Below are 24401 nucleotides of genomic sequence, written 5' to 3'. Positions count from 1 at the left end.
ATAGGGTTTGCTTTCCGGGAAAGGAGTTTAACTATGAACAGTCTGAAAATCTTGAGTGCCGCCGCAGCGGTGGCGCTGGTTCTTCCCTTTGCGACACCGAGCTTTGCCCAGCGTCCCGGAGTGGGCGGGGGCGGTGGCGCCCATGTCGGCGGCGGTGGCGGCGGCTTCGGTGGCGGCGCGCGCATGGGTGGCGGCGGCGGTGGCGGCGGCGCTGCGTTCCGTGGCGGTGGCGGCAATTTCGGCGCCGGTGCCGCGGTACGTCCGAGCGGAGGCGGCTTCGCAGCCGGGGCTGCGATGCGTCCGAGCGGCGGCAGCTTCGCGGCCCGCACTGCGATGCGTCCGAGCGGCGGCAGCTTCGTAGCCGGCGCAACGCCCCGGCAGGCCTTCGGTGGCACCCGTAGCGTCGCAACCGCGGGCAACTGGCACGGCGGAAGCAACTGGAGCGGCCGTCACGGGCATCATCGTCGCGGCGGCTTCTGGCCGGGCTTCGCGACCGGCGCCGCAATCGGCGGCCTCGGCTCGTACGCCTATTACGGCGGCTACGGCGGCGGCTACGGCTATTACGATGATCCCTACTATTACGGCAGCTATTATGACGAACCGTCGGTTGCGGTGGTGCAGGACGGCGGCGGCGATTCCGCGGCCTATTGCGCGCAGCGCTTCAAATCGTACGACCCGGCTTCCGGAACCTATCTCGGTTACGACGGCCGGCGGCATCCCTGCCCGTAAGCAAACCGCCAAGGCGTGAGGTTGAAGGCGCCGCAGCGATGCGGCGCCTTTCTCGCGGCCGGCGTATCCTCTCACCCGCTTCGATTTCCGTCCTGCTCGCCCGCCCGGGGACACCGACGGTCAGAGGCAAGCGGACCTATATGCACTGCGCCGTGCATATCCCTGGGGGTCCAATCCAAAATTGACCGGACACACGATTCGCGGATATCACCAAATGCAGTGGGGACTTCGATCACCTGGGAAGTGTCATGCCGCGCATTCTCGTGGTTGATGACGATCCGATGGTCGGCGCGACCATCGAGGTCCTCCTGCAACGTCAGGGCTTCGACGTCACGCTGGCCGACGGCGGCGAAACAGGACTGGCTGCGCTGGAATCGCAGGCCTTCGACGTGATGCTGGTTGACATCTTCATGCCGCATATGCGCGGCTTCGAATCCATCCGCATCTTTCACGAGCGCGCGCCGACCACTCCGCTGATCGCGATGTCGGGCTACGCCTTCGCCTCATCCGCCTCGCCCTCTCCCGATTTTCTCCGCATGGCGCTGGAGCTTGGCGCAACGCGCTGCCTGCGCAAGCCGTTCACGCCGGAAGCGCTGATGACCACGATCCGGGAATGCCTCGCCGGCGCGGGCGAGAGCGCGCAGCCGAAGGACAAGAAAGAAGCCCCTTGATTCCAACGCAGCGCGTCATTTTCGGTGTTGGACTTGCCATCCTCCTGATCATCGCCGCGGCCTCGATCGCCCTCGACGTCAAGTCGCGTTCCGACGCGGCATGGGTCAACCATACCGTCCAGGTCCAGAAGAAGATCTCCGATCTGCGCGTGCTGCTGCGCCGTGCCGAGAGCGCTGCGCGCGGCTACGAGCTCTATCGCACGCCGGGCTTCCGCGATGAGTTCCGGGCGGTGCAAGCCAGCATCGCGCCGGCCCTCGCCGACCTCAAGCGCGACGTGCGCGACAGTCCCGATCAGGTCGCGCTGCTGGAGGGCACCGAGCCGCTGGCGCTGCGCCGGATGGAGATCGCCGCCACAGCGATGCGCCTCCGTGCCGAGAACGACCAGGCCGGTATTGCCGCGCTCAACAGCAAGGCCGAGGGCCGCGGCCTCATGGACACGGTGATGGCCAATCTCGACCATCTGAGCGCCGAGGAAGAGCGCCTGCTCGCCGAGCGATCCCGGGATTCGCGCCGCACAGGCATCGCACTGCTCGGTATCGACGTCGCCGGCGCCGTGCTGATCCTGCTCCTGGTCGCGCTGGTGATGCGCGAAAGCCGGCGCGCCACGGGTGAGCTCCAGAGCTCGCTCGAGCAAACACAGGCCGCCAAGGCGGCGCTCGAGGAAGCGGTGGCGGAGCGGACCGAGCACCTGGTCACCGCACATGACGAGCTGCGCCTGTCCGTCAACGTGCTCCAGAGCACGTTTCGCAGCATGGCGGAGGCGGTGCTGGTCATCGACGCCGAGGGCAATGTCCTTCTGTCCAATCCGGCCGCCGAGCGCATGCTGTTGCATCGCGCCGGCATGAATTTGGGCAATCTGCGCGCGCTGTCCGATGTGTTTCACGGCGACGGCGTCACGCCGCTCGAGGCCGACGAGCTGCCATCGGCGCGCGTGCTGCGCGGCGAGCAGTTCGAAGAGCTGGAGATGATCGTCCGCCCGCACAGCGGCAATACTCCCCGCCATCTCATGATCAGCGGCCGGCCGATGCGGGACGGGCAAGGCAATGTCTCGGGCGCGGTGCTGGTCTATCACGATGCCACCACCTCGCGCGAGACCGAGCGGCAGCTGCACCAGTCACAGAAGCTGGATGCGATCGGCAAGCTGACCGGCGGCGTCGCGCACGACTTCAACAACATGCTGACCGTCATCTCCGGCAACACCGAGACGCTGGTGGAGAGCCTGAAGGACCAGCCCGAGCTTCAGCGCACGGCACGGCTGATCGACGACGCCGCCGAGCGCTGCGCCGAGCTGATCCAGCATCTCTTGGCGTTTGCGCGCCGGCAGCCGCTCGAGCCGCGCAACGTCGAGATCAACGCCGCGATAGCGGACATCGCAAAGCTTCTGCGCCCCACCCTCGGCGAGCAGATCCAGATCGAGACCGTGCTGGAACAGGGGGCGATGACGACGCATATCGATCCGTCCAGGCTGACCAATGCGGTGCTCAACATGGCGATCAACGCCCGCGACGCCATGCCGAACGGCGGCAAGCTGCTGCTGGAAACGCACCGCGTCGTGCTGGACGAGGCCTATGCGCAAGCCAATGCCGACGTGGCGCCCGGCCCCTATATCATGCTCGCGGTCAGCGATACCGGCACCGGCATGTCGGTGGAGATTCAGCAGAAGGCGTTCGAACCCTTCTTCACCACCAAGGAGGTCGGCAAGGGATCCGGCCTCGGCCTCTCCATGGTCTACGGCTTCGTCAAGCAATCCGGCGGCCACATCAAGATCTACAGCGAGGAAGGCCACGGCACCACGATCAAGCTCTATCTGCCGCCGGGCGAAGGCACGGCGGAGGTGGCAGCCAGCATCGCGCCGCAGGCCGAAGGCGGCGCCGAGACCATCTTCGTGGTCGAGGACGACCCGCTGGTGCGCAACTTCGTCACCACCCAGCTCCAGAGCCTCGGCTACAAGACGGTGGCCGCGCCGGACAGCAAAGCCGCGCTGGAATTGATCGGGGCCGGCCAGAAGTTCGATCTCTTGTTTACCGACGTCGTCATCCCCGGCGGCATGAGCGGCCGCGAGCTCGCCGAAGAAGTAGCCAGGCGCCGGCCGGGCGTGAAGGTGCTCTACACCTCCGGCTACACCGACAACGCGATCATCCATCAAGGCAAGCTCGACGACGGCGTCATGCTGCTGACCAAGCCCTACCGCCGCAACCAGCTCGCCGAGATGATCCGGAAGGCGCTGGGCGGCGGGGCGGAAGCATGATCCGGAAAAGTGTGCAGCGGTTTTCCGACAAGATCATGCTCAAACAAGAAGGCTAGCGCGTCGCCAGCACCACGGCGGCGAGCGTGAAGATCAGCGCCGCGATCTGCCCTGCCCCGAGCGGCTCGCCCAGCGCGATCGCCGAGGCGACGACGCCGATGACGGGCACCGCCATGGTCCCGATCGCGGCGACCGAGGCCGGCAGGCGCGACAGCGCCGCGAACCAGCTGACATAGGCGATGCAGAACTGCACCACGGTCGAATAGACCAGCAGCCACCAGCCGAGCGGCGTCACCTTCGACAGATGCGTGGTCTCGACCAGCAGGCCGACGATCGAGATCGGCAGGCAGCCGATCCCGATCTGCCAGGCCGCAGCCGTGATCGGCGGCAGATGGATCGGGTACTTCTTCGAGAACACCGTGCCGACGGCGAAGCCGAACGCGCCGGCGAGTGCCATGATGATTCCCGGCGCTTTCTCCGCGCTCGCGGCGATGCCGTTGCCGCCCATGATCGTGGCAAGGCCGGCAAAGGCCATCACCAGCCCCAGCGTGCGCAAGACCGTCGGCCGTTCGCCCAGCACCGGCCAGGCGATGATCGAGGCCCAGACCGGCATGGTGTAGGCGATCAGCGCCGCCTCGCTCGCCGGCAGCCAGAGCAGCGCCAGCCCCATCAGCACCATCCAGCCGGTGACGTTGAGCACGGCCGCGGTCAGGAGGCGCGGCCAGATCGCGCCCTCCACCCGCAAGCTTTGCCGGCGCATGATCGCGAGCAGCGCCAGCAGCACTGCCCCGAGCACGCCGGTCACCCCGCGCAGGGTCAGCGGCGGCAGCTCGGCCAGCAGGAATTTCGTCACCGGCCAGTTGAAGCCCCAGCCGATCGAGGTGATCGCGAGGAACATCAGGCCGGCCGGGGCGATGCGCGCTCGCGCATCCCGGCGGGTCGAATCATGCATGTGGGCAATCCGGCAAAATCTTGCGGTCAGCTTGGCCCGGATTCGCCGGCCAAACCACCGTCCCGGCGGGCATGCCTGCCCTCGCCTTCCGTAGGGCTACGTGAGTCCCCCTGGCGCAATCCCGGTCCGGAAAAATATACCTGCCCTGTGAACAGCGGGATGAAGCCTCCGCAGCTCACCGGATACGAATTTTTTCGGTTGGGAATCCCTGAGGACTCACTGATACTTGGCTCCACAACAGGCGCGGCGAAGACCCCTGTTATCCCCCACAATCCACCATATTTAGTATTTGATTCAGGAACTCGCACTAGTTCTTGACGGGCGCAACGGAGAGTCCTAGCTTTCGGTCCGTTCGGCGCGAGTGAGTTTGCGTCCCGCCGGCACTCCCCCAAAGGGTCTCGCAAATCTCAGCTCCGCCGGCCAGCCAAAGGCAGCGGCATGAGGGCTCGTCTGCCCTCGACATGCGGACTCCCGGGGGCGCCAGAACGGGCCGGCAACAGGCTCGGAAGGCAGACTTCACGGCGGTTTCGAAGTGACACCTGCGTGAAGTGAGAGAAGTTGCGGCGTTGTGGGGCGTTGAACGCATGTCGCGCACATCCCCTTGGGGGCGGATGGGCGTGGACGTGCCGGCGGGATGATCGATGCACGCATCGACGTCGCGCCGGGAAAAAACAGGGCCGGATCCACCGGCTGAACTGCGGTGCGCGAAGGCCGGACGGCCGGAAGGCGCCGCGAAACGAAATGTCGACCCGGCACGCCCTCAACGGGGGGGCGGGACCGGTCAAAGATTAAGGACGGGGCAAGACCATGCGGATTGAGCGGCGCCACACCACTTCGGGACAGTCACCTTATGCGGGAATCGAATTCCGCCTGACCACGTCGGAGATTCGCAATCCCGACGGCTCGGTCGTGTTCAAGCTGGAGAATGTCGAGGTGCCGGCCGAGTGGTCGCAGGTCGCCTCCGACGTGCTCGCCCAGAAATATTTCCGCAAGGCCGGCGTTGCCGCGCGCCTGAAGAAGGTCGAGGAGGAATCCGTCCCCTCCTTCCTGTGGCGCTCCGTGCCCGACACCGATGCCCTCAGCCAACTCCCCGAGAAGGAGCGCTATGTCAGCGAGCTCAGCGCCAAGCAGGTGTTCGACCGCCTCGCCGGCTGCTGGACCTATTGGGGCTGGAAGGGCAAGTATTTCTCCTCCGACGAGGATGCCCAGACCTTCTACGACGAGCTCCGCTACATGCTCGCCAGGCAGATGGTCGCGCCGAACTCGCCGCAATGGTTCAACACCGGCCTGCACTGGGCCTACGGCATCGACGGCCCCGGCCAGGGCCACTATTACGTCGATCCCTTCACCGGCAAGCTGACCAAGTCGAAGTCCGCCTACGAGCATCCGCAGCCGCACGCCTGCTTCATCCAGGGCGTCGGTGACGACCTCGTCAACGAAGGCGGCATCATGGACCTCTGGGTGCGCGAAGCGCGCCTGTTCAAATACGGCTCCGGCACGGGCTCGAACTTCTCCCGCCTGCGCGGCGAAGGCGAAAAGCTCTCCGGCGGCGGCCGCTCATCCGGCCTGATGAGCTTCCTCAAGATCGGCGACCGCGCGGCGGGCGCGATCAAGAGCGGCGGCACCACGCGCCGCGCGGCCAAGATGGTCGTCGTCGACGTCGATCACCCCGACATCGAGACCTATATCGACTGGAAGGTGAAGGAGGAGCAGAAGGTCGCCGCCCTCGTCACGGGATCCAAGATCAACCAGAAGCACCTGAAGGCGGTGCTGAAGGCCTGCGTGAACTGCGAAGGCTCGGGCGACGACTGCTTCGACCCCGAGAAGAACCCAGCGCTCCGCCGCGAGATCAAGCTCGCCCGCCGCAGCCTCGTGCCCGACAATTACATCAAGCGCGTCATCCAGTTCGCCAAGCAGGGCTACAAGGACATCCAGTTCGACACCTACGACACCGACTGGGATAGCGAAGCCTATCTCACGGTCTCCGGCCAGAACTCCAACAACTCGGTCTCGCTGCGGGACGACTTCCTGCGCGCGGTCGAAACCGATGGCGACTGGAATCTCACCGCCCGCACCTCCAAGAAGGTGACGAAGACGCTGAAGGCGCGCGACCTCTGGGAAAAAATTGGCTACGCCGCCTGGGCCTCGGCCGATCCGGGCCTGCACTTCAACACCACGATGAACGACTGGCACACCTGCAAGGCGTCCGGCGACATCCGCGCGTCCAATCCGTGCTCGGAATACATGTTCCTGGACGACACGGCGTGCAACCTCGCCTCGGCGAACCTGCTGACGTTCTACAACACCGAGACCAAGCGGTTCGACGTCGAGGGCTACGAGCACCTCTGCCGGCTCTGGACCATCGTGCTCGAAATCTCCGTGATGATGGCGCAGTTTCCGTCCAAGGCGATCGCCGAGCTCTCCTACGAGTTCCGCACGCTCGGCCTCGGCTACGCCAACATCGGCGGCCTCCTGATGACCATGGGCCTGCCCTATGACTCGAAGGAAGGCCGTGCAATCGCCGGCGCGCTGACCGCGATCATGACCGGCATCACCTACAAGACCTCGGCGGAGATGGCCGCCGAGCTCGGCACCTTCCCCGGCTACAAGAAGAACGCGGCGCACATGCTGCGCGTGATCCGCAACCACCGCCGCGCCGCCCATGGCCAGTCCAACGGCTACGAGGCGCTCAGCGTCAACCCGGTGCCGATGGACCTGGTCTCCTGCCCGCAAGGAGACCTCGTCAGCCACGCGCAGGCGGCCTGGGATGCGGCGCTCGAGCTCGGCGAGACGCACGGCTATCGCAACGCCCAGACCACGGTGATCGCGCCGACCGGCACGATCGGCCTCGTCATGGATTGCGACACCACCGGCATCGAGCCCGACTTCGCGCTGGTGAAGTTCAAGAAGCTCGCCGGCGGCGGCTACTTCAAGATCATCAACCGCGCGGTCCCCGCCGCGCTGCGCGCGCTCGGCTATCGCGAGAGCGAGATCGCCGAGATCGAGGCCTACGCCGTCGGCCACGGCTCGCTGGCGAATGCCCCCGGCATCAACGTCACCACGCTGAAGTCCAAGGGCTTCACCGATGAGGCGATCGCCAAGGTCGAGAAGGCCCTGCCGACCGCCTTCGACATCAAGTTCGCCTTCAACAAGTGGACCTTCGGCGAGGACTTCATCCGCGACCAGCTCGGCATCGGCGCCGAGGCGATCGCGGCCCCCGGCTTCGACCTGCTCCAGGCCGTCGGCTTCACCAAGCGCGAGATCGAGGCGGCCAACGTCCACATCTGCGGCGCGATGACGGTGGAAGGTGCTCCGCACCTCAAGGCCGAGCACTATCCGGTGTTCGACTGCGCCAATCCCTGCGGCAAGATCGGCAAGCGCTACCTGTCGGTCGAGAGCCACATCCGCATGATGGCGGCGGCGCAGCCCTTCATCTCGGGCGCGATCTCCAAGACCATCAACATGCCGAACGACGCCACGGTGGAGGACTGCAAGTCCGCCTACATGCTGTCGTGGAAGCTCGCCTTGAAGGCCAACGCGCTCTATCGCGACGGCTCAAAACTCTCCCAGCCGCTCAACTCGCAGCTCATCAGCGACGATGAGGACGAGGACGATGCGGTCGAGACCCTCTACGAGAAGCCGATGGCGGCGCGTGCCGCCCAGGTCTCGGAGAAGATCGTCGAGAAGCTGGTCGAGCGCATCATCGTGATGCGCGAGCGCGAGAAGATGCCGGACCGCCGCAAGGGCTACACCCAGAAGGCGGTCGTCGGCGGCCACAAGGTCTACTTGCGCACCGGCGAGTATGACGACGGCCGTCTCGGCGAGATCTTCATCGACATGCACAAGGAAGGCGCGGCGCTCCGCTCCTTCATCAACAACTTCGCCATCGCGGTGTCGCTCGGCCTGCAATACGGCGTGCCGCTGGACGAATATGTCGACGCCTTCACCTTCACCCGCTTCGAGCCGGCGGGCCCCGTGCAGGGCAACGACAGCATCAAGTACGCGACCTCGATCCTCGACTACGTCTTCCGCGAGCTGGCGGTGAGCTACCTCAGCCGCTTCGACCTCGCCCACGTCGATCCCAACGAGACGGGTTTCGACGCGCTCGGCAAGGGCGTCGAGGAAGGCAAGGAGCCGGATGAAAGCGGCGGCCACCACGCAACCAAGCTGGTCTCGCGCGGCCTCACCCGCTCCCGCACCGACAACCTGTTCGTGATGCGCGGCGGCTCGACCGCGGTCTCCCAAGGCAACGACAGCGCCCCCGCCGGTGGCAGCAAGGTCACGGCGATGGCCTCGCACGGCGCGAGCGCCCGCGTCGGCGACGCCCTGGAAGGGGCAGTCGCCCTGAAGCAGGAAGCAAGCCACGACCTCTCCCCCACGGAGAAGCTCGAGCAGCTCCAGTGGAGCAAGGCCGGCACCGCGCAAACCCTCGTCCCCACCAAGGCCGAGCGCCGCGCCGAAGCCAAGGCCAAGGGCTACGAGGGCGAGATGTGCTCGGAGTGCGGCAACTTCACACTGGTGCGGAATGGCACCTGCATGAAGTGCGATACCTGCGGAAGCACGACGGGGTGTTCGTGATCGAGCACCAAAAAAGTGAGCGCATGCCCGGCCGATCCCGGGCATGCGTAAGGCGTAGGTTAGGTGTTGTTGAATTAATTGACCAAGTGCTGCAAAGTCAGCGTGCAGGCAACTCAGATAAGATTTCAGCTACGACAGCAGAAGCCGCTGGATTCAATCCGGCAAGCCGTGGCTCAACTCAATTCCACCGAATAAAACAGAAGCTGCACTGAAACACTGTTCTTCTAACAATTGGGAATATCGAAAGATAGCGAGTTCAAGAAGCGCGCAATGTTTACCAGTGTCAAGTTTCGCAACTTCAAGTCGCTCCGGGATTATACTGTCCACTTGAAGCGAACCAATATTTTGGTCGGCCCCAACAATGCGGGTAAATCAAGTATCTTAGATGCATTTCGTGTACTCGGTGCGGCGCAAACGTTCGCAATGCGCAGAAATCCTACACCATTAACGATCGGGCGCGACACGATCTCGGGATATGAAATTCCTCAGTCCCAACTTCCTATCTCTCTTGAGAATATTCATACAGACTACCACTCTGAGCACGAGACTTCCGTCACGTTCCAAATCGAGAACGGCAACAAGCTACAACTCTTGTTCTTTGAAAACTCGCGCTGCGTTCTTGTGGCCGATAATTTGGGACGCCAAATTCAGAATACTTCCTCGTACAAGCGGAACTATCCGCTCACAATCTCCATATTCCCGACTCTCGGTCCGCTCGAAGAAGAGGAAAGCCCCGTCGATCCTGACTACCTTCGCCGTTGGCAGTCCACGCGGCGATCAAACCGACTTTTTCGCAACATCTGGTACCAGAACAGATCGAACTTTGATCAGTTCAAGTCTTTGGTCGAGGAAACTTGGCCCGGCATGACAATATCGCCGCCTGAGCGACACGGATTTAACCCCGCTCGTCTCACAATGTTTTGCGTCGAAAACAGAGTCACTCGCGAGGTATGCTGGGCTGGCTTCGGCTTTCAGGTGTGGCTTCAACTGCTTACCCATCTCCAGGCCGCAAGGGACGCAACCACAATGATCGTGGATGAGCCGGAGATATACCTACATCCGGACTTGCAGCGCCGTCTTTTTTTGCTGCTCAAATCCATGAACAAGCAACTGCTTGTGGCCACGCACTCCTCGGAAATCGTGAATGAGGCCGAGCACGACGAAATCCTCCTCATCAACCGCACTCGACGGACTGCCAAACGAGTTGGCGATATAGATGGCCTTCAAGAGGCGCTCTTCACAATTGGCTCTGGCCAAAACATACATCTGGCCCGTCTTTCACGCGGTCGCAAGATACTCTTTTTCGAGGGTGACGACATAAAGCTCATGAAGAAGTTTGCAGCCCGGTTTGGGTATCGCAACTTCGAAAATGAGACCAGCATAACAGTCGTGCCTTTAGGTGGCTTCTCTCACAAGCAAAAGATCGCCGACGCAGCCTGGACTTTCGAAAAGGTTCTCCGCGCCGAAATATCCATTGCCGCGCTGCTCGATCGCGATTACCGCTGTGCCGAGGAAGTCGAGGAGATCGCCCGTTCAGTTCCGGCATCGATACCCGCCTTTTTCATTCTAGAGAGAAAGGAGATCGAAAATTATCTGATCGAGCCTCACGCCATTGCAAGCGCGATAAACGAGCGCTTGGCAGGTCAGTCAAACCGCGCGCGCCCCGATCTAACCGCTGAAGAGACGACGCAGATCTTAGATCAAATCGCGAACGGCATGAAATCAATGGTTTTGAGCCAGCTCGCAGGAAACCGTACCCGCTTCTTCGAAGGACGGACCCGTCGCGATCCATCGACTGTATTTAATGAAGCAATTGAGTATCTGGACGCCAAATGGACTTCAACTTCGAGCAAGCTAACTGTCGTCCCTGGCAAGCAACTTCTATCTTCGCTAAACACGCACCTGCAAGAAGTCATGGGAGTGTCGATTACTCCAACTCAGATCGTTCGATCCTTGTCTCTGCCAAACGACTGCGATCTGCGGCGCATACTTGCTGCGCTGGACGAGTTTGCTGCCACTCATCAATCGTGACGTGCGGAATTTAGCTAGATTTACGGTGACAGTGCTGGACTGCACTAAATCATTCGCTCCATCTTGCCCTCAGCGGCTTCGTCATCGTAGGGCTAGTTCTGGCTTCGATGCTCATCAATACCCTCCGCCGAAATTGCCTTTGCGGTCGGCCTCTTCCCTCCTAAACTCCGACCACCGCCGGCATTAGTTCCGACGGACCCGGTAGAAGCGGAGTCAGATTATGCCCACACCGGAAAGCTTCTCGATCGAGAAGATTTTCGTTCCCACGAAAATGAAGAAGGCCATCAAGCCCGAGATCGTCGGAGACGATTGCGGAAAGTATTCTGGACATCGGGAATTACGGTGACAGTGCCCTAAATTCACTCGCTCCGATCTGCGGCTTCGGCTCGCGTTTGGCGGACGGCGTGAATTAAGTGGACTGTCAACGTAGTCGCCGTGATCCAGATTGGTTCCGGCATCGATGCTCATCAATACCCGCCGCCGAATTGCCTTTGCGGTCGAGCCCTTCCCTCCTAAACTCCCAACCCCACCGGCATCGGTTCCGACGGGCCCGGTAGAAGCGGAGTGAAGTTATGCCCAAACCGGAAAGCTTCTCGATCGAGAAGATTTTCGTTCCCACGAAACTGAAGAAGGCCCTCAAGCCCGAGATCGTCGGGGACATCGCGGAAAGTATTCTGGAGATCGGGCAACAGACCCCCATATCCGTTCGGCCCGAGGGAGACCGCCTCGTTCTGGTCGAGGGACTGCATCGGCTCGAAGCCTGCAAGGCGCTCGGCGAGACAACCATTCTCGGTGTCCTGGTCCCGGCCGAGCTTGCTCAACACAAGCCGCTGTTGTCCGAACGACCCGAGGTCGAGGCCGAGCGCATCAAGATGGCGCGATTGAAACAGCTGCGCCTCGAGAGGGAAGCCGCAGAGGCATCGACGGCTGCCTTGAAGGGCGCTGGCGCAACGCAAGCGCCGCGCAGCCGTCCGGCGAAAGGCGTCCGCGACAATCCGAAGGCATCAACGGGCCGGACTGTGAAATCGACACCGAAAACATTGTCGGACTGGATCACGCAGCAAAAGGGCAGCGGCGGCCGCTATTGATGGCGGGCTCCGGTTGGGTGATGGGTAGAGCGGAGCCAAACCCATCCTACGCGCCGCCGTTCCGACGAAGACACCCTTTGCGCCGTCATTCCGGGGCGCGCCCGCTTGGGCGCGAGCCCGGAATCCATCGGGCGGCACGACGCGTGGCGCAATGGATTCCGGGCTCGCGCTTCGCGCGCCCCGGAATGACGGTGAGTTCCGCTGCGCTCCATCTTGCGTGGTTGCCACCGCATGACGGCCGCAATCCCTTCGATCGCGGCCATCTCTCCCTCACCGATCAACCTGGCCGTCTCAAGCCGCCTTCGCCTGCTCCGGCGAGGCCGTCTCCATCGCGCGCATGTAGAGGTCGAGCAGGCTTTCGCGCTCGTTCTTGTCTTCCTTGCGCAGCTTGATGATCTCGTTGAGGATCTTGACGTCAAAACCCTCGCCCTTGGTGCCAGCACTCAAGTTCGGGAACCGGCATCACAACGCGTCGAGATCTGAAGCTCCATCAACGCCATGCGCTGCAGGACCATGGGGTCTCGCTCGCCCTCCTTCGCGGTGCGGAGGATCGATTCCGCGATCGCCTGAACATGCGCGGAGCCGACCGGGGCAGGCAGAGACGCCACCGCCGCCTCCAGCGCAGCTTTCATGACGTCGATCGTTTCAGGCGAAAATGATGCATTTGAAAAGTCTAGCATGGTGGCACCAATCCGGAGGTCACCGCGCGCCCGCGTATCGCCGGCACGCGATGGCGCTGTGAACATGGGTCACCAGCGCCGCCCCCAGCTCCCGCGCCAGCTGCTTCCCCATCCACCGCCACCGCGGAGCAGCCGGACCAGGAGGAGCAGCAGCACCGCGCCGATGGTGGCGTTGACGATCGCGCTGATGATGCCGCTGCCAAGATGCACGCCGAGCTGAGGCAACAACCAGCTGCCGACAAACGCGCCGAGGATTCCGACGATGATATCACCGACGATCCCAAAGCCGGTGCCGCGGACAATCTGGCCCGCCAGCCAGCCGGCGACGAGGCCCACAAAGAGGATGACCAACAGGCTTTCGGTGGACATGTGCATTTTGCTACCTCAATCGTTTGGTCCGAATGACGGCGGGTCTGCGCAAGCCGGTCTGCGGCCGATCTGAATCGCATTGCCGCATCGCGCCGTCCGGACAGTTTCCAGTTGGCACGCACGGAGGATAAAGGCGTGGTGCCTGAGCGGCCCCAGCAAGGCGAATACGGATTTTTTATCGCTGCAGGGATTCAGGATCGAAAGTTCGATCCCGCTGCGCACCGGATCATCGGCTCAACAGGTGCAAGCGCCAACGGTTCCTCCGCGCACAACTTATGTTTGAATATGTCGATTGCGTCCAAGCCCGCGCCGGAAACGAGACCGCGAACGCCACGGTTTTTCCGGTTTTGCTGGCGTTTCCGATAGCGACGCACCGGTCCTGATTAAACCAGAAATAGAAATGGAACTTCAGCTGGTCGGGACCGTTTGCTCTCCATGGCTGACCTTCGTCGGCATCAATATTCAAATTGAATTGGAAAAAATCAGATGAAACATACTTTGATGGCTTCTGTCGCCGTCGCGGCCTTGTTTGCAGCGACCGGTCTTGCGATGGCTCAAGGCGGAGCAAAGGGTTCGGAATCCCCCACCGCCGTTTCGCCGAAAGCTGACAGCGCGGCACCGATGAATGCGCCCGCAGCAAAGGGCGCGCCCGATGCAAAGCACCTCGGTGACGCAAAGGCCGATGGCAGGCCGAAGGCCGCGGAAGGAATGGCCCCGTCGACCACGTCGAAGGACGTGAAGAATTCGTCTTCCGAGACCAAGTCGACCTCCGACAGCAAGACGACTGGCGAGATGAAGGCCGATGGGAAGACAAAGGCGACCGATTCCGCTACCACATCGAAGGACCTGAAGACGCCGACCGCCGATAGCAAGTCTGCCGCGCCCGAAGGCAAGACGACCGGCAATGCCGCTACCAGGGCAGTCGCCGCGCCTCCGGCGGAAAAGCGTACCCAGATCACTTCGGCCATCAAGCAGGAGAAGGTCGAGGAAGTCACCAACGTGAACTTCAACGTATCGATCGGCACGGTCGTCCCGACAAGCGTCCGTTATCATGCGTTGCCGAGCCGTATCGTCGAAATCTATCCGGAGTGGCGCGGATACGAGTTCATCCTGGTCAACGGCAGGTACGTCATCCTTCGTCCGCACACCCACGAGATCGTCTATATCATCGAGGGCTAAGCGCCGTCCGACGGCTCACGCACAAACAGAAAGGGCGGCCCATAGCCGCCCTTTCGTCGTTCCGCCCGAGGCGATCGACCAGGCCGCTCTCGCCTCGTCGCGCCGAAGCGATAGCCGCAATCCTTCGATCGCGGCTACCTCTCCTCCCCAATCAACCCGATCCCCTCAAGCCGCCTTCGCCTGCTCCGGCGAGGCCGTCTCCATCGCGCGCATGTAGAGGTCGAGCAGGCTTTCGCGCTCGTCGCGCTCGTTCTTGTCTTCCTTGCGCAGCTTGATGATCTCCTTGAGGATCTTCACATCAAAACCCTCGCCCTTGGCTTCCGCGAAGACTTCCTTCTTCTGTTCGCTCAACTCCTGCATTTCGCTGTCGAGGTTCTCGATCCGCTCGACGAAGGAACGGATCTTGCCGCCGGGAATGGTGATGTCGGACATGGTGCCTCTTTGCTGACTGAGGTCGTGAAAATGACCGCAAAGAAATGACCAATGTGTTAACCTCGCTGCCCGCGCAGTACCTGTTGAAAACTCCGAGGGAGCCGTTCCATGGCCGAGCTTCGCTTCGATGACGGCGCCGCCTATGAGCAGATGATGGGAGTCTGGAGCCGTTCGGTCGGCGAGGTCTTTCTCGACTGGCTGAAGCCCGCACAAGGGCTGCGGTGGATCGATGTCGGCTGCGGCAGCGGCGCCTTTACCGAGCTCATCGTGGCACGCTGCGCCCCCAGCGACGTGCAGGGCATCGATCCCTCCGAGGGGCAGCTCGCCTTTGCACGCACCCGCCCCGGTGCGCGCGGCGCCGTGTTTCAAACGGGCGACGCCATGGCACTGCCCTTTGACGCCGCGAGCTTCGATGCCGCGGTGATGGCACTGGTTCTCGTGTTCGTGCCGGACCCGTCGAAAGCTGTCGCGGAACTGGCGCGGGTCGTCCGTCCCGGCGGCCTGGTTGCGACCTACATGTGGGACATGCTGGGCGGCGGATTTCCGCTCGATCCGATCGTCGACGAGATGCACGCGATGGGGCTGTCGCCGACGCGTCCGCCGCATATGGAGGTGTCCACCCTTGCTGCGCTTCAGGACCTTTGGCGCGCGGCCGGGCTGCAGCAGATCGAGACCCGCGAAATCACCGTGCAGCGCACGTTCCGCGATTTCGACGAGTTCTGGAACGTGGAGACGAAGTCCCCCTCCATCGCACCGGTGATCGCGGCCATGGCGGCGGCCGACGTCGCCGCGCTCATGCAGCGCGTGAAGGCGCATCTCCCCACTGCTGTGGACGGCCGCATCACCTGCAGCGCCCGCGCCCACGCGATCAGCGGACGCAAGCCGGGCTGAGGATGCGGGGAAGCAGGAATTCCTGTGACCGCCCGTAGGAAGGGTGGAGCGAAACGATACCCATCATCACCTGATCGAGGAAGAATGATGGGTTTTCTTCACTCCACCTACGCTGCGCGTCACAGGTGGATCATCAAACCTTCATGGGGATGCGCAAACTTGCGGAGGCGATCTCGCAGATCGCCGCCGCAGTTCCACGCATGCAATCAAAGTCTCTCCCGAATTTCTGCAAATCTCCGCCATCTACCAAAGGTAGATTGCTCCCTGAAGCGTGGTCAACAACGCGACTTGCAAGAAACTCTGCAGGCGTCAGGCCCGCTTCCGACAATGAAATGGGAGTTACGCCATGCAGCATCTGCCGAACGACACCATCGACGTCCTGCTCGACCAGTTTGGTCAAATCGAAACCGTCAACGGAGATCCGAACTTCCCGACCACCACGGACGCCTGGGGCGGTAACGACACCGTCACGGCGACCATCAGCCAGCCCGAAGCGGAGGTCACGGTCTTCGGCGACGACAACACGACGCTGCATGGCCTGTCCCACGGCGGCAACGACACGCTCACGGTCAATTTCAATTACGGCTGGAACGAAGCCCTCGTGGTCGGCGATGCCCAGGCGATGATCGACGACGCCAGGGGCGGCAACGACACGATCAGTGTCGAGGCCGATTCGCTGTACACCAACGTGCATGCTTTCGGCGACGTCGCCGGCGACATGTCGGGCAATTCGCATGGTGGCAATGACACCATCACCGGTGCCGTGGGCTGGCGAAGCTACGACAATGTCTACGCCGGCGATGCCGGCGGTTCCATGAGCGGCACGGCGCAGGGCGGCAATGACGCGCTCGACATCAGTGTGAACACAAGGGAGGGCTCAGCGAACGCCAGCGGCGATGCCATCGGCTCCATCGGCGGCGATGCGCATGGCGGCAACGACAACATCACCATCACCTTCGGCAGCGAAATTGTCATGACCGGCGGGTTTGCGTACGGAGATTCGGCGACCTCACTGACCGACAATGCCCAGGGAGGAGATGACATTCTAACGCTCAAGGCCGATGGCCCCGACACCCTCCACCTTACGCACCCAACACTCTACGGCGATGCACCGGCCATGTCCGGCAATGCCCATGGCGGCAACGATATTCTCACCGGGACGGCAACCAGTGATTTCCTGTATGGCGATGCGAAGGTCTATGCCCCCGCAACGCCGGGCTCGATCACCGGCGGCCGCGATATTCTCAACGGCGGCGGCGGCGACGACCAGCTTTCGGGCGGAGGGAACAGCGACATCTTCGTCTTCAACACCGGCTCCGGCAACGACCTGATCACCGACTTTGACCAGGGCAACAAGGCGGTCGGCAGCACCGCGACCGAGCACGACCTGATCAATGTGCAGGACTACGGGTTTGCGGACTGGACGGCGCTGTCGAGCCTGATCAGCGACAATGCCGCCGGCGATGCCGTGATCCATCTCTCGGCCAACGATTCGATCACGCTCGACGGCGTCCAGGCCGCGAGCCTGCACCCGACCGACTTCCTCATCTGAGCGGGTTGCTCCGGGGGCAAAGCGAAGCGATACCCTTCCACAACGAGCTCTTTCGCAGAGAACAAAAAACCCGCCGGCGACGGCGGGTTTTCTTCTAGAACAGCCTCGTCCTGAAGAGCCCGCCCAAAAACGGGCGCCGAAGGATGGCCCTGGAGCCGCTCTCAAAATGCGGAATCTACGGTTTCGGTTCACGTTCGTAGACAGCGGCCACCAAGTCCACAGTTTCCGCAATTCCACGCTCACAACGCCATGGCAACGAAAAGCAAGAGCCTCCTGCCCAGCCTTCGCAACGCCCGGCGGGGCGCTCGCTGGGTGCGCAAGACATTCGCCCGAGCGCCGCGGGTGGTTCGGATCGCGACCATCGCGGCGATTCTGCTTGCAGCCCTCGCGCTCCTGAACATCGCCTATCACGTCGTCCGCAAGCCGACCGAACTCCTTGCCGTCGTCGGACACGCCCTCGACAAGGAGCCGGCCGAGACCTGGGCGAGATACGGGCCCCTCTTCCGCGCCTACTCCACCGCGACGATCACGCCGGAATTGCTGGCTGCGCTGGCGCAGGTCGAGACTTCAGGGAATCCGGTGGCGCGCACCTATTGGCGCTGGCGATGGAGCTTCAATCCGCTTGCGATCTACCGGCCCGCCTCCAGCGCCGTCGGCCTGTTCCAGATGACCGATCCGGCCTTTGCGGAGGCCGCGCGGTTCTGTGTCCGCGGCAATGCGGTCACGCAGACCGGCTGCGGGTTCACGAGCCTCTACATCCGCGCGCTCCCGAGCCACGCCGCCGAGCTGGCCTCGGTGTATCTGGACCGCCAGGTGGCCATGGTTCTCACCCTCGCGGGCGATGTGAAGGCGAGCGCGCAGCAGAAGCAGGATCTGGCCGCCTTCATCCATCTCTGCGGCGCGGGCCCCGCAGCGGCCTATGCGCGGCGCAAGTTTCAGATGATCGCGGGCGAGCGCTGCGGTGATCACCTCGTCGCGGGCTACCTCGCCAGGGTCAACGCGATGAAGCGGCAGTTTCTGCGGCTTGCCGCGAATGCGGGCGGATAGGCGTAGCCCGGATGAGCGAATCGACATCCGGGACTACTGTTGCCGAAGCCCCCCGGATATCGCTTCGCTTATCCGGGCTACGCGACCACGCGAGTGGCCGGCTCTACCACCAATACGGCCACCGCCATCCCTCATACTGAACATAAGACGGCACCAGCGGCGGACCGTAGGGATCGACCTTGTCGTCTTCCGGGCGATAGCGATAGCGGGGAACGATGTTGTAATCCCACGGCGTCGGCCGCAGCACCGGCGCCGTGACGATCAGCCGCTCCTGCGGTGCGCGAACCACTTGCTTCCGCGGCTTTGCGTCGGCACCCGATGTGGCGAGGCTCAGCACCAGGGCCGTTCCGAGCGCATAGGCGATGGTCAGTTTCTTCATTGCATTGGTCTCCATGCCGCCAGAGTGCAAAAGGACGCGCGGCAAGGCAAGCGAATTTGCGCGCGAACTTTGCGGGAATGACCGATGCCGGCTTTGTCGATTTTCGCCGCCATTGGCGCAATGACGGCGTATGCGGCGGCAACGCTCTCTCGTGTCCCGGACGCGCCGCAACGCGTAGCGATGCGGCGCAGAGCCGGGACCCAGCAAGCCGCACGGATCGCTGCAACGTGGGCCCCGGCTCCGCAGCGCACCGCTGAAGAGGCGCTGCGCTGCGTCCGGGGCACGGACCGGAATTTTTTCGCACCGCTGCACAGGCACCGCGCTGCGCGCTCTGGCGATCATCGGACTTGAAGATTTCGGACTTGCAGATTTCAGACTTGCGGATTTCGACGGCTTTTCCGGCATGGCAGACCTATATGGGACGTCAGCTCATATAGGGATGGAACCACGATCTCGCTGCCGGAGCGAAACGATGCACGGTGGATCAGCCCTTGCGCGAGCCCTACTCGCGCGCGCGACGTAGCGCCTGCTCCAGCTTCATGCGCTGCTTGTCCCAGCGGCCCTGCTCGGCCTCGGCGCGCGCATCCAGCGCAGCCTGCTCCGCCTCGATCTCCTCGGTGCGCGCTTCGTGCTCCCGCCTCGCTCTGTCGAGCGCCGACTGCGCGGTCGCGATCGCCTTGTCGCGGCGCGCGCGCTCTCTGGCGCGGGCGGCCTCCTCCTTGCGGCGCTCGGCTTCGCGCCGCCGTTCCTCCTTCTCGAACGCCGCCGCGGCCTTGCGCGCGGCCTGATCGTCGATCTTGCGCGATGCTTTCCGTGCCGGCTTGACGGTGCGCTTGTTCGATCGCGAGTTGCTCTTCGACCTGCTTTTGCGCTTGCGTTCGGACTTGCCCTCGCCATCGCCGAGATCGGTCGGCAGCTCCGCGCTCTCGGTGAACGGACCGTCCGAGCCGACCGGGCGCCTCAGCACGACACCCGGCTTCGCCATGGTCGCCGCGACGATATCGGGATCGTCGGTCTCCTTTGCGGCGCCCTGATGGAACAGGTTGGAGCTGGCGCCCCAGGCCTGCAGCGCCGCCTTCATCGAGGGGGCGGCGATCGCCTGATCGTAGAAGCCGAGCGAGGTCTGGTAGGTCTTGAGTTTCTTTGGCATGTCGCTCCGGCTTTCGACGTCGCTTTCCGCTGGCGACCGTAGCCCGGGTGAGCGCAGCGATACCCGGGATTCATCCTGCCGAGGTATTTCCCGGATGTCGCTTCGCTCATCCGGGCTACGAGCGCGGTCGCGAACTACGAACTCCCCAACAACGCGTCATACCCCTTCTCGCTGAAGGCCAGCAGGCAGAACCCGTGCCCGAACGGATCGGCCAGCATCGCGATCCGGCCATAGGGCGCATCGCGCGCGGGCGCCTCCAGGATCGCACCGGCACGGAGCGCACGCGCCACGGCAGTGTCGACGTCATCAACGACGACGTCGATATGCACGGGAGTCCAGTGTCGTTCGTAACGGCGGCGGTCGCCGCCGGCGCCGACCGTGCCGGCCTGCTTGGTCAACAGATACACCGGCGCCGGCCAGCCGAGCAGCTCGACGAAGTCGGCGCCGAAGCGGCGGCCGACCGTCAGGCCGAAGGCTTCGGTGTAGAAGGTCGTGGCTGTCCCGACGTCCGGGACGTCGATGTTGAGGAGGAAGGTCATGGCGGGCTCGTCGGCGAGGTTTCCGGATCAGCGGAAGCTACGCATCAAGCGCCGGGACGTCGAGAGGACTCCACCGTGACATCATGCGCCTGTTTTGCCCGACAGCGCAAACGAAATTCGGTATCGCCGAAGTAAAATCAAATCCCGAGCGATTCCATGGCGATGTCTACTGTGCATGGGGTTGTTTTCGCAGATATTGTCTGCCTGGGTCCTCAATCGCCCCTCAGGCTCAGGATATACGCCGAAAGCGCGTCGGCCTGCTCCGGCGAGATCACCAGGTTCGGCATGTTCTGGTGGCTGGTCCTCAAGAACACCTTGAGCGACAGCGCGGTGGTGCCTTGCCGGTCGGCGATGGCCTGGAAGCCCGGGGCCTCGTCGAACACTCCGATCATGTGCGGCTCGACGGCGTGACAGGTCTGGCACCAGGCCCGCGCCAGGCGATGTCCCTCCGCGATCGCGCGCGAGCTGGACCTGGAGGCCCCCGCGGCGGTGTGGACGACGCTGAAGAGAAACAGCAGCGACAAGACGATCAGGATGACGATGCCGATGGAGATTCGAACAGTGTGCGACATGGCCAGACCTCACCGCGATTGAATCATCGATCAAGCCTAGATTTGCATGGAAAGGCCGAGTTGATCTGCGTCAAGGAAGGAGCGGATGACCGCTCGTCTTCGCAAGCTTGCCCCCGCCTCCTCAGCACGTCACAAGATCGGTGTGACCGAAGCCCTTGGAGTAATCGAGCAGCGAGATCACCGTCGGTGTGAGGCGGATCAGCCGCACCTCGGAAGGCTTCGGCACGCTGAGGCCGGAGGCCTTCTGCTCGGGATAGCGCGCCATCAGCAGCGCGATCGCCTTCTCGGCTTCGGCCGGATCGGTCACGGCCACTGCCCGCGCCGCCATGGACAGGCCGGTGATCTCCATCACTTCCGCCGGATCGTCGTCGATCGTCAGCGAGACGCGGTCGTCGCGGGACAGGTTCTGCGCCTTCTGGCTGTCGATGCCGCAGAGGAAGTAGATGGTGAAGCCTACGTTGGCGTAGCCGACGGTCGTCACCTGCGGCCAGCCATCCGGGCGAACGGTTGCGATCCGCATCGTGCGGTGCTGGTCCAGCAAGGTCTGGATTTTCTGTCTGAGAGTGTCGTCCATCGCTCGCCTCCGGTGGTCATTTCATCAAAAGGATACGCCCCTCACACGCAATGCCGTTGACGCAGCTCAACCCTGCGCGGGCGACGTTGGCTCATTGATCATGCCGCTCGCCAGGATCACGGCGACCGCATAGGCTCGGCGCTCATCCAACGGTTCAGGAGGCATCACCATGAACGGCAACCGCTATTACGGGGTCCGCGTCGAGGGCGCGAAATACGGCGTGGGATTCGGCTCGGCGCTCGCCATCGCGATCTCCTACACCAACAACCATTCGATCCTGTGGGCGATCATCCACGGCATCCTGGGCTGGCTCTACGTGATCTTCGTTGCGCTGTTTCGGTGACATTGCACCGGCAGGCGAAGCCCTGCCCGCGCGGTTCGCAGCTTTTCCTTGCTTTCCCGGTTCCCGCCTCTAGGGTCGCGCCGCGAACGAACCGTTGAGACGAGACAGACATGACCGACACGATGAAATGCCCGGCCTGCAACTCCGAGCACGCCTATCAGGACCGCGATCTCTGGGTTTGCCCGGAATGCGGCCATGAATGGAGCGGCACGGCGGAAGCGGCCGCGGACACGGCGCAGGATGCCGGCGTGCGCGATGCCAACGGCAACGTGCTCGCCGACGGTGACAGCGTCATCGTGATCAAGGATCTCAAGATCAAGGGCTCGTCCTCGGTCGTCAAAGGCGGCACCAAGGTGCGCAACATCCGCCTGCAGGACGCCAGCGACGGCCACAACATCGCCTGCAAGATCGACGGCATCGGCGCGATGAATCTGAAATCGGAGTTCGTGCGGAAGGCGTAAGGTCGGCTAGCTTTGCCGCTGTGCCAGATAGAACCCGCACAGCACCGTCACGAGCCCTGCCGTCTGCAACATCGTCGGCGGCTCGCCGAGCAGCAGCCAGCCGGTGAGCAGCGTCAGCGCCGGCACGCAGGCCGGAAACACCGCGGCGCGGGCAACGCCGAGGCGCTGGACCGAGACGGCGTAGAGATAGAGCGCGGCGGGGCCGGCGAGCACGCCCTGCGCCAGCGCCTGGATCGCGTTCTCGGTCACGCCGATTGCCGCAACATGGGCGAAGCCGACGGTCGCGATGTAGACCGGCAACAGCAGCAGCGACAGCACGTTGATCACCAGGGCAGCCGACACGGCCGAGACGCGCCAGCGGCGCAGAGCAGCGCCGAAGCCGGCGAACATGAACCCGGTGAGCACGAAGATCAGATCGCCCTGCACGCCGTCGGCCCCGATATGGCCGATCGATTCCGCGCCGATCACGCCGAGGCCGCCGACGATGACGAGCGCGCCGGCAAGCCGCGAGGCGGAGATCCGTTCCTTCAGCACGACCGCCGCAAGCAGCAGTCCGCCCAGCGTCGCGCAAGAGGGCTGGATCACGCTGCCGTGGCCGAGCGGCACGAACAGGAAGCCGGTGTAGGAGATCAGCGACATCACCGGGCCGCCGAGCACCATCAGCACGAGGCCCCTGCTCCAGCCGATGCCGCAGAGATCGGAGATGCCCGCACGCGCGACCAGCGGCAGGAACACGATGCCCGACCAGACATAGCGATGCACCAGGAGATCGACCGGCGTGAAGCCGACCTTGAGGCCGTGCCGCGTGGCGGCAAAGCCGAGCGCCCAGAACAGCGCCGCGGCGAGGCCGCAGACCACGCCGAGCAGTGCCGGCGCTGCATCGTTCTTCTGAGTGAGAGCGTCAGCGCCGCTCGCCCGCTGATCCATGGATCAAGCGATATGTCGGCGCGCTGAGCCGCTCAACCCTCGCGGTTGCAGGGCTGGCACGCAGGCATCGCGACGATGCCGCGTAGCCGCGCAGAACCGTGACTGCCGCCGGCGCAATGCGCATGCGGCGTCGTGATGCCAGTGGCCGCCCGAAGCGCTGAATCTCGCTCTGCGCGAGGCCCAGCTGCCTCAGGCAAACTCAGGCTTAGCGGGCCGCGCCCGTGGTGACGTCCGCGGTCGTCACCTTGCGGGGGCCGAGCACCTTCGCCTGGTGAACCGAGGCGACCGTGGCGGGCGCGGCGACCTGCTGCTCGACATGCGCAGCCCCGATCACGCGCACCTGCAGCGGAGAGACCGGCAGGCCGTTGGCCTCGTAGGTCGGCAGCTCGGCGGCGACGGCGGCGCTGCCGCCCACGATCGTCAGGATGGCGGCGGCGATCGTCAAAGTCTTCTTGTTCATGGTGATGCTCCGAAGGTGAAGGTCGGAGCATATTTAGGCGCAAATTGCTGCATTGCGATATACTTTGTTGCATCGCAACAGCGCGCGCGACGCATGGCGATATGCCTAATGCGTACAGGGCCTTGGGCGAATCACGCTGGCCGCGACATGGCGTTTCCGCGGGCGGTACTCAGCCACCAAGCACATTGCCCCAGCCATCGAAGAGATAGGTCTTCCAGACTACGGTTCCATCTCCACCGGGCCTGCTGGCACGGCGGTAGTCATCGGCCTGATCGGCGGTCCAGGTGATGATCGTGTCCGAAAGTCGATCGTGCAGGATGGCGGGCTCGGTGGGATCGAAGGCGTCCATGGGACGAAGCGTGGGATGCGTCATGGCGCCTCCAACGCAGCAGCGTCCGCAAAGTTGCGGCACGGCCTCGGGCAAGGCACCGCGTGGAACCCTCGCGTTGCAGCTCGGCAACACCCGCCGCGAAAAGCCCGCAGCCGCCGATTGCGCCATTGCGCCGCCACACCATCCCCCGAACAATCGACGAACTGCGTGCCTTTCCGTG

25 protein-coding genes and 1 pseudogene are annotated in these 24401 nt (G+C 63.5%); 13 read left to right on the top strand and 13 right to left on the bottom strand.

What is annotated here, in order from left to right:
• The first annotated feature begins 33 nt into the window (after nt 1-33).
• From ACM42_RS25885 to ACM42_RS25875, 3 genes are all read left to right on the top strand, one after another.
• Nucleotides 34-729, top strand: coding sequence for a BA14K family protein (locus tag ACM42_RS25885; protein WP_271530528.1), 696 nt, complete (start codon nt 34-36; stop codon nt 727-729).
• A gap of 248 nt (nt 730-977) precedes the next feature.
• Nucleotides 978-1400, top strand: a complete 423-nt coding sequence (locus ACM42_RS25880) for a response regulator (protein WP_028181350.1) — start codon at nt 978-980, stop codon at nt 1398-1400.
• Nucleotides 1397-3649: a CHASE3 domain-containing protein gene (locus ACM42_RS25875; protein WP_271530527.1), complete on the top strand. Its 2253-nt coding sequence runs from the start codon at nt 1397-1399 to the stop codon at nt 3647-3649. Before ACM42_RS25880 ends, ACM42_RS25875 begins: the two co-directional genes overlap by 4 nt.
• 52 nt (nt 3650-3701) lie before the next feature.
• Here the strand turns inward: ACM42_RS25875 and ACM42_RS25870 are convergent, their stop codons facing one another.
• On the bottom strand, nt 3702-4598 hold the full coding sequence (locus tag ACM42_RS25870; RefSeq protein WP_271530526.1) for a DMT family transporter: 897 nt from the start codon (nt 4596-4598) through the stop codon (nt 3702-3704).
• A gap of 807 nt (nt 4599-5405) precedes the next feature.
• Between ACM42_RS25870 and ACM42_RS25865 the strand changes: the two genes are divergently transcribed.
• The 3 genes from ACM42_RS25865 to ACM42_RS25855 all read left to right on the top strand — a co-directional run bounded on the left by ACM42_RS25865 (nt 5406) and on the right by ACM42_RS25855 (nt 12295).
• Complete coding sequence (locus tag ACM42_RS25865; protein WP_271530525.1) at nt 5406-9176, top strand: vitamin B12-dependent ribonucleotide reductase; 3771 nt, start codon at nt 5406-5408, stop codon at nt 9174-9176.
• 270 nt (nt 9177-9446) lie between these two features.
• On the top strand, nt 9447-11207 hold the full coding sequence (locus ACM42_RS25860) for an ATP-dependent nuclease (RefSeq protein WP_271530524.1): 1761 nt from the start codon (nt 9447-9449) through the stop codon (nt 11205-11207).
• 572 nt (nt 11208-11779) lie between these two features.
• Nucleotides 11780-12295, top strand: coding sequence for a ParB N-terminal domain-containing protein (locus ACM42_RS25855; RefSeq protein ID WP_271530523.1), 516 nt, complete (start codon nt 11780-11782; stop codon nt 12293-12295).
• Nucleotides 12296-12586: 291 nt separating this feature from the next.
• On the opposite strand, the pseudogene ACM42_RS25850 reads toward ACM42_RS25855, so the two are convergent.
• The 3 genes and pseudogenes from ACM42_RS25850 to ACM42_RS25840 all read right to left on the bottom strand — a co-directional run.
• A pseudogene (locus ACM42_RS25850) lies at nt 12587-12736 on the bottom strand (GapR family DNA-binding domain-containing protein); the annotation flags it as partial.
• A 2-nt stretch (nt 12737-12738) separates the two neighbouring features.
• Nucleotides 12739-12975 (bottom strand): hypothetical protein, encoded by a 237-nt coding sequence (locus tag ACM42_RS25845; protein WP_271530522.1) that lies wholly within the window; start codon nt 12973-12975, stop codon nt 12739-12741.
• Between the two features lie 69 nt (nt 12976-13044).
• On the bottom strand, nt 13045-13350 hold the full coding sequence (locus tag ACM42_RS25840; protein ID WP_271530521.1) for a GlsB/YeaQ/YmgE family stress response membrane protein: 306 nt from the start codon (nt 13348-13350) through the stop codon (nt 13045-13047).
• A gap of 286 nt (nt 13351-13636) precedes the next feature.
• Between ACM42_RS25840 and ACM42_RS25835 the strand changes: the two genes are divergently transcribed.
• Both ACM42_RS25835 and ACM42_RS25830 read left to right on the top strand, forming a co-directional pair.
• Nucleotides 13637-13834: a hypothetical protein gene (locus tag ACM42_RS25835; RefSeq protein ID WP_271530520.1), complete on the top strand. Its 198-nt coding sequence runs from the start codon at nt 13637-13639 to the stop codon at nt 13832-13834.
• Entirely contained in the window at nt 13831-14523 is a 693-nt protein-coding gene (locus tag ACM42_RS25830) for a DUF1236 domain-containing protein (RefSeq protein ID WP_271530519.1), read from the top strand. Before ACM42_RS25835 ends, ACM42_RS25830 begins: the two co-directional genes overlap by 4 nt.
• A gap of 165 nt (nt 14524-14688) precedes the next feature.
• Here ACM42_RS25830 and ACM42_RS25825 read toward each other — a convergent pair whose 3' ends face one another.
• Nucleotides 14689-14955: a DUF2312 domain-containing protein gene (locus ACM42_RS25825; RefSeq protein WP_025575662.1), complete on the bottom strand. Its 267-nt coding sequence runs from the start codon at nt 14953-14955 to the stop codon at nt 14689-14691.
• 108 nt (nt 14956-15063) lie between these two features.
• Between ACM42_RS25825 and ACM42_RS25820 the strand changes: the two genes are divergently transcribed.
• From ACM42_RS25820 to ACM42_RS25810, 3 genes are all read left to right on the top strand, one after another.
• Entirely contained in the window at nt 15064-15846 is a 783-nt protein-coding gene (locus ACM42_RS25820) for a class I SAM-dependent methyltransferase (RefSeq protein WP_271530518.1), read from the top strand.
• Between the two features lie 346 nt (nt 15847-16192).
• Nucleotides 16193-17398 (top strand): calcium-binding protein, encoded by a 1206-nt coding sequence (locus ACM42_RS25815; protein WP_271530517.1) that lies wholly within the window; start codon nt 16193-16195, stop codon nt 17396-17398.
• A 249-nt stretch (nt 17399-17647) separates the two neighbouring features.
• The gene (locus tag ACM42_RS25810) at nt 17648-18445 is read left to right on the top strand and encodes a lytic transglycosylase domain-containing protein (protein WP_271530516.1); all 798 of its coding nucleotides are present in this window, start codon (nt 17648-17650) and stop codon (nt 18443-18445) included.
• A 103-nt stretch (nt 18446-18548) separates the two neighbouring features.
• Here ACM42_RS25810 and ACM42_RS25805 read toward each other — a convergent pair whose 3' ends face one another.
• From ACM42_RS25805 to ACM42_RS25785, 5 genes are all read right to left on the bottom strand, one after another.
• Nucleotides 18549-18824: a hypothetical protein gene (locus ACM42_RS25805; RefSeq protein WP_271530515.1), complete on the bottom strand. Its 276-nt coding sequence runs from the start codon at nt 18822-18824 to the stop codon at nt 18549-18551.
• A 502-nt stretch (nt 18825-19326) separates the two neighbouring features.
• Complete coding sequence (locus ACM42_RS25800; protein ID WP_271530514.1) at nt 19327-19974, bottom strand: cell envelope biogenesis protein TolA; 648 nt, start codon at nt 19972-19974, stop codon at nt 19327-19329.
• Between the two features lie 134 nt (nt 19975-20108).
• Nucleotides 20109-20513, bottom strand: coding sequence for a VOC family protein (locus tag ACM42_RS25795; protein ID WP_271530513.1), 405 nt, complete (start codon nt 20511-20513; stop codon nt 20109-20111).
• A 212-nt stretch (nt 20514-20725) separates the two neighbouring features.
• Complete coding sequence (locus tag ACM42_RS25790; protein ID WP_271530512.1) at nt 20726-21085, bottom strand: c-type cytochrome; 360 nt, start codon at nt 21083-21085, stop codon at nt 20726-20728.
• Nucleotides 21086-21206: 121 nt separating this feature from the next.
• Nucleotides 21207-21659, bottom strand: a complete 453-nt coding sequence (locus tag ACM42_RS25785; protein ID WP_271530511.1) for a pyridoxamine 5'-phosphate oxidase family protein — start codon at nt 21657-21659, stop codon at nt 21207-21209.
• Between the two features lie 169 nt (nt 21660-21828).
• Between ACM42_RS25785 and ACM42_RS25780 the strand changes: the two genes are divergently transcribed.
• Both ACM42_RS25780 and ACM42_RS25775 read left to right on the top strand, forming a co-directional pair.
• The gene (locus tag ACM42_RS25780) at nt 21829-22002 is read left to right on the top strand and encodes a hypothetical protein (protein WP_018644642.1); all 174 of its coding nucleotides are present in this window, start codon (nt 21829-21831) and stop codon (nt 22000-22002) included.
• A 110-nt stretch (nt 22003-22112) separates the two neighbouring features.
• Nucleotides 22113-22463 carry a zinc ribbon domain-containing protein YjdM gene (locus ACM42_RS25775; protein WP_239623355.1) on the top strand — a complete coding sequence of 117 codons (351 nt, stop codon included), beginning with the start codon at nt 22113-22115 and terminating at the stop codon, nt 22461-22463.
• 6 nt (nt 22464-22469) lie between these two features.
• On the opposite strand, the gene ACM42_RS25770 is transcribed toward ACM42_RS25775, so the two are convergent.
• The 3 genes from ACM42_RS25770 to ACM42_RS25760 all read right to left on the bottom strand — a co-directional run bounded on the left by ACM42_RS25770 (nt 22470) and on the right by ACM42_RS25760 (nt 24223).
• Nucleotides 22470-23390 carry a DMT family transporter gene (locus ACM42_RS25770; protein ID WP_271530510.1) on the bottom strand — a complete coding sequence of 307 codons (921 nt, stop codon included), beginning with the start codon at nt 23388-23390 and terminating at the stop codon, nt 22470-22472.
• A 205-nt stretch (nt 23391-23595) separates the two neighbouring features.
• The gene (locus ACM42_RS25765) at nt 23596-23850 is read right to left on the bottom strand and encodes a hypothetical protein (RefSeq protein ID WP_271530509.1); all 255 of its coding nucleotides are present in this window, start codon (nt 23848-23850) and stop codon (nt 23596-23598) included.
• A 169-nt stretch (nt 23851-24019) separates the two neighbouring features.
• Complete coding sequence (locus ACM42_RS25760) at nt 24020-24223, bottom strand: hypothetical protein (RefSeq protein WP_271530508.1); 204 nt, start codon at nt 24221-24223, stop codon at nt 24020-24022.
• Nucleotides 24224-24401 lie beyond the last annotated feature (178 nt).

It is taken from the genome of Bradyrhizobium sp. CCBAU 25338 (assembly GCF_028128965.1).
Lineage (GTDB): Bacteria > Pseudomonadota > Alphaproteobacteria > Rhizobiales > Xanthobacteraceae > Bradyrhizobium > Bradyrhizobium liaoningense.
The sequence above is the reverse complement of the archived record's forward strand: the minus strand, read 5'-3'. Positions and strand labels throughout refer to the sequence as shown.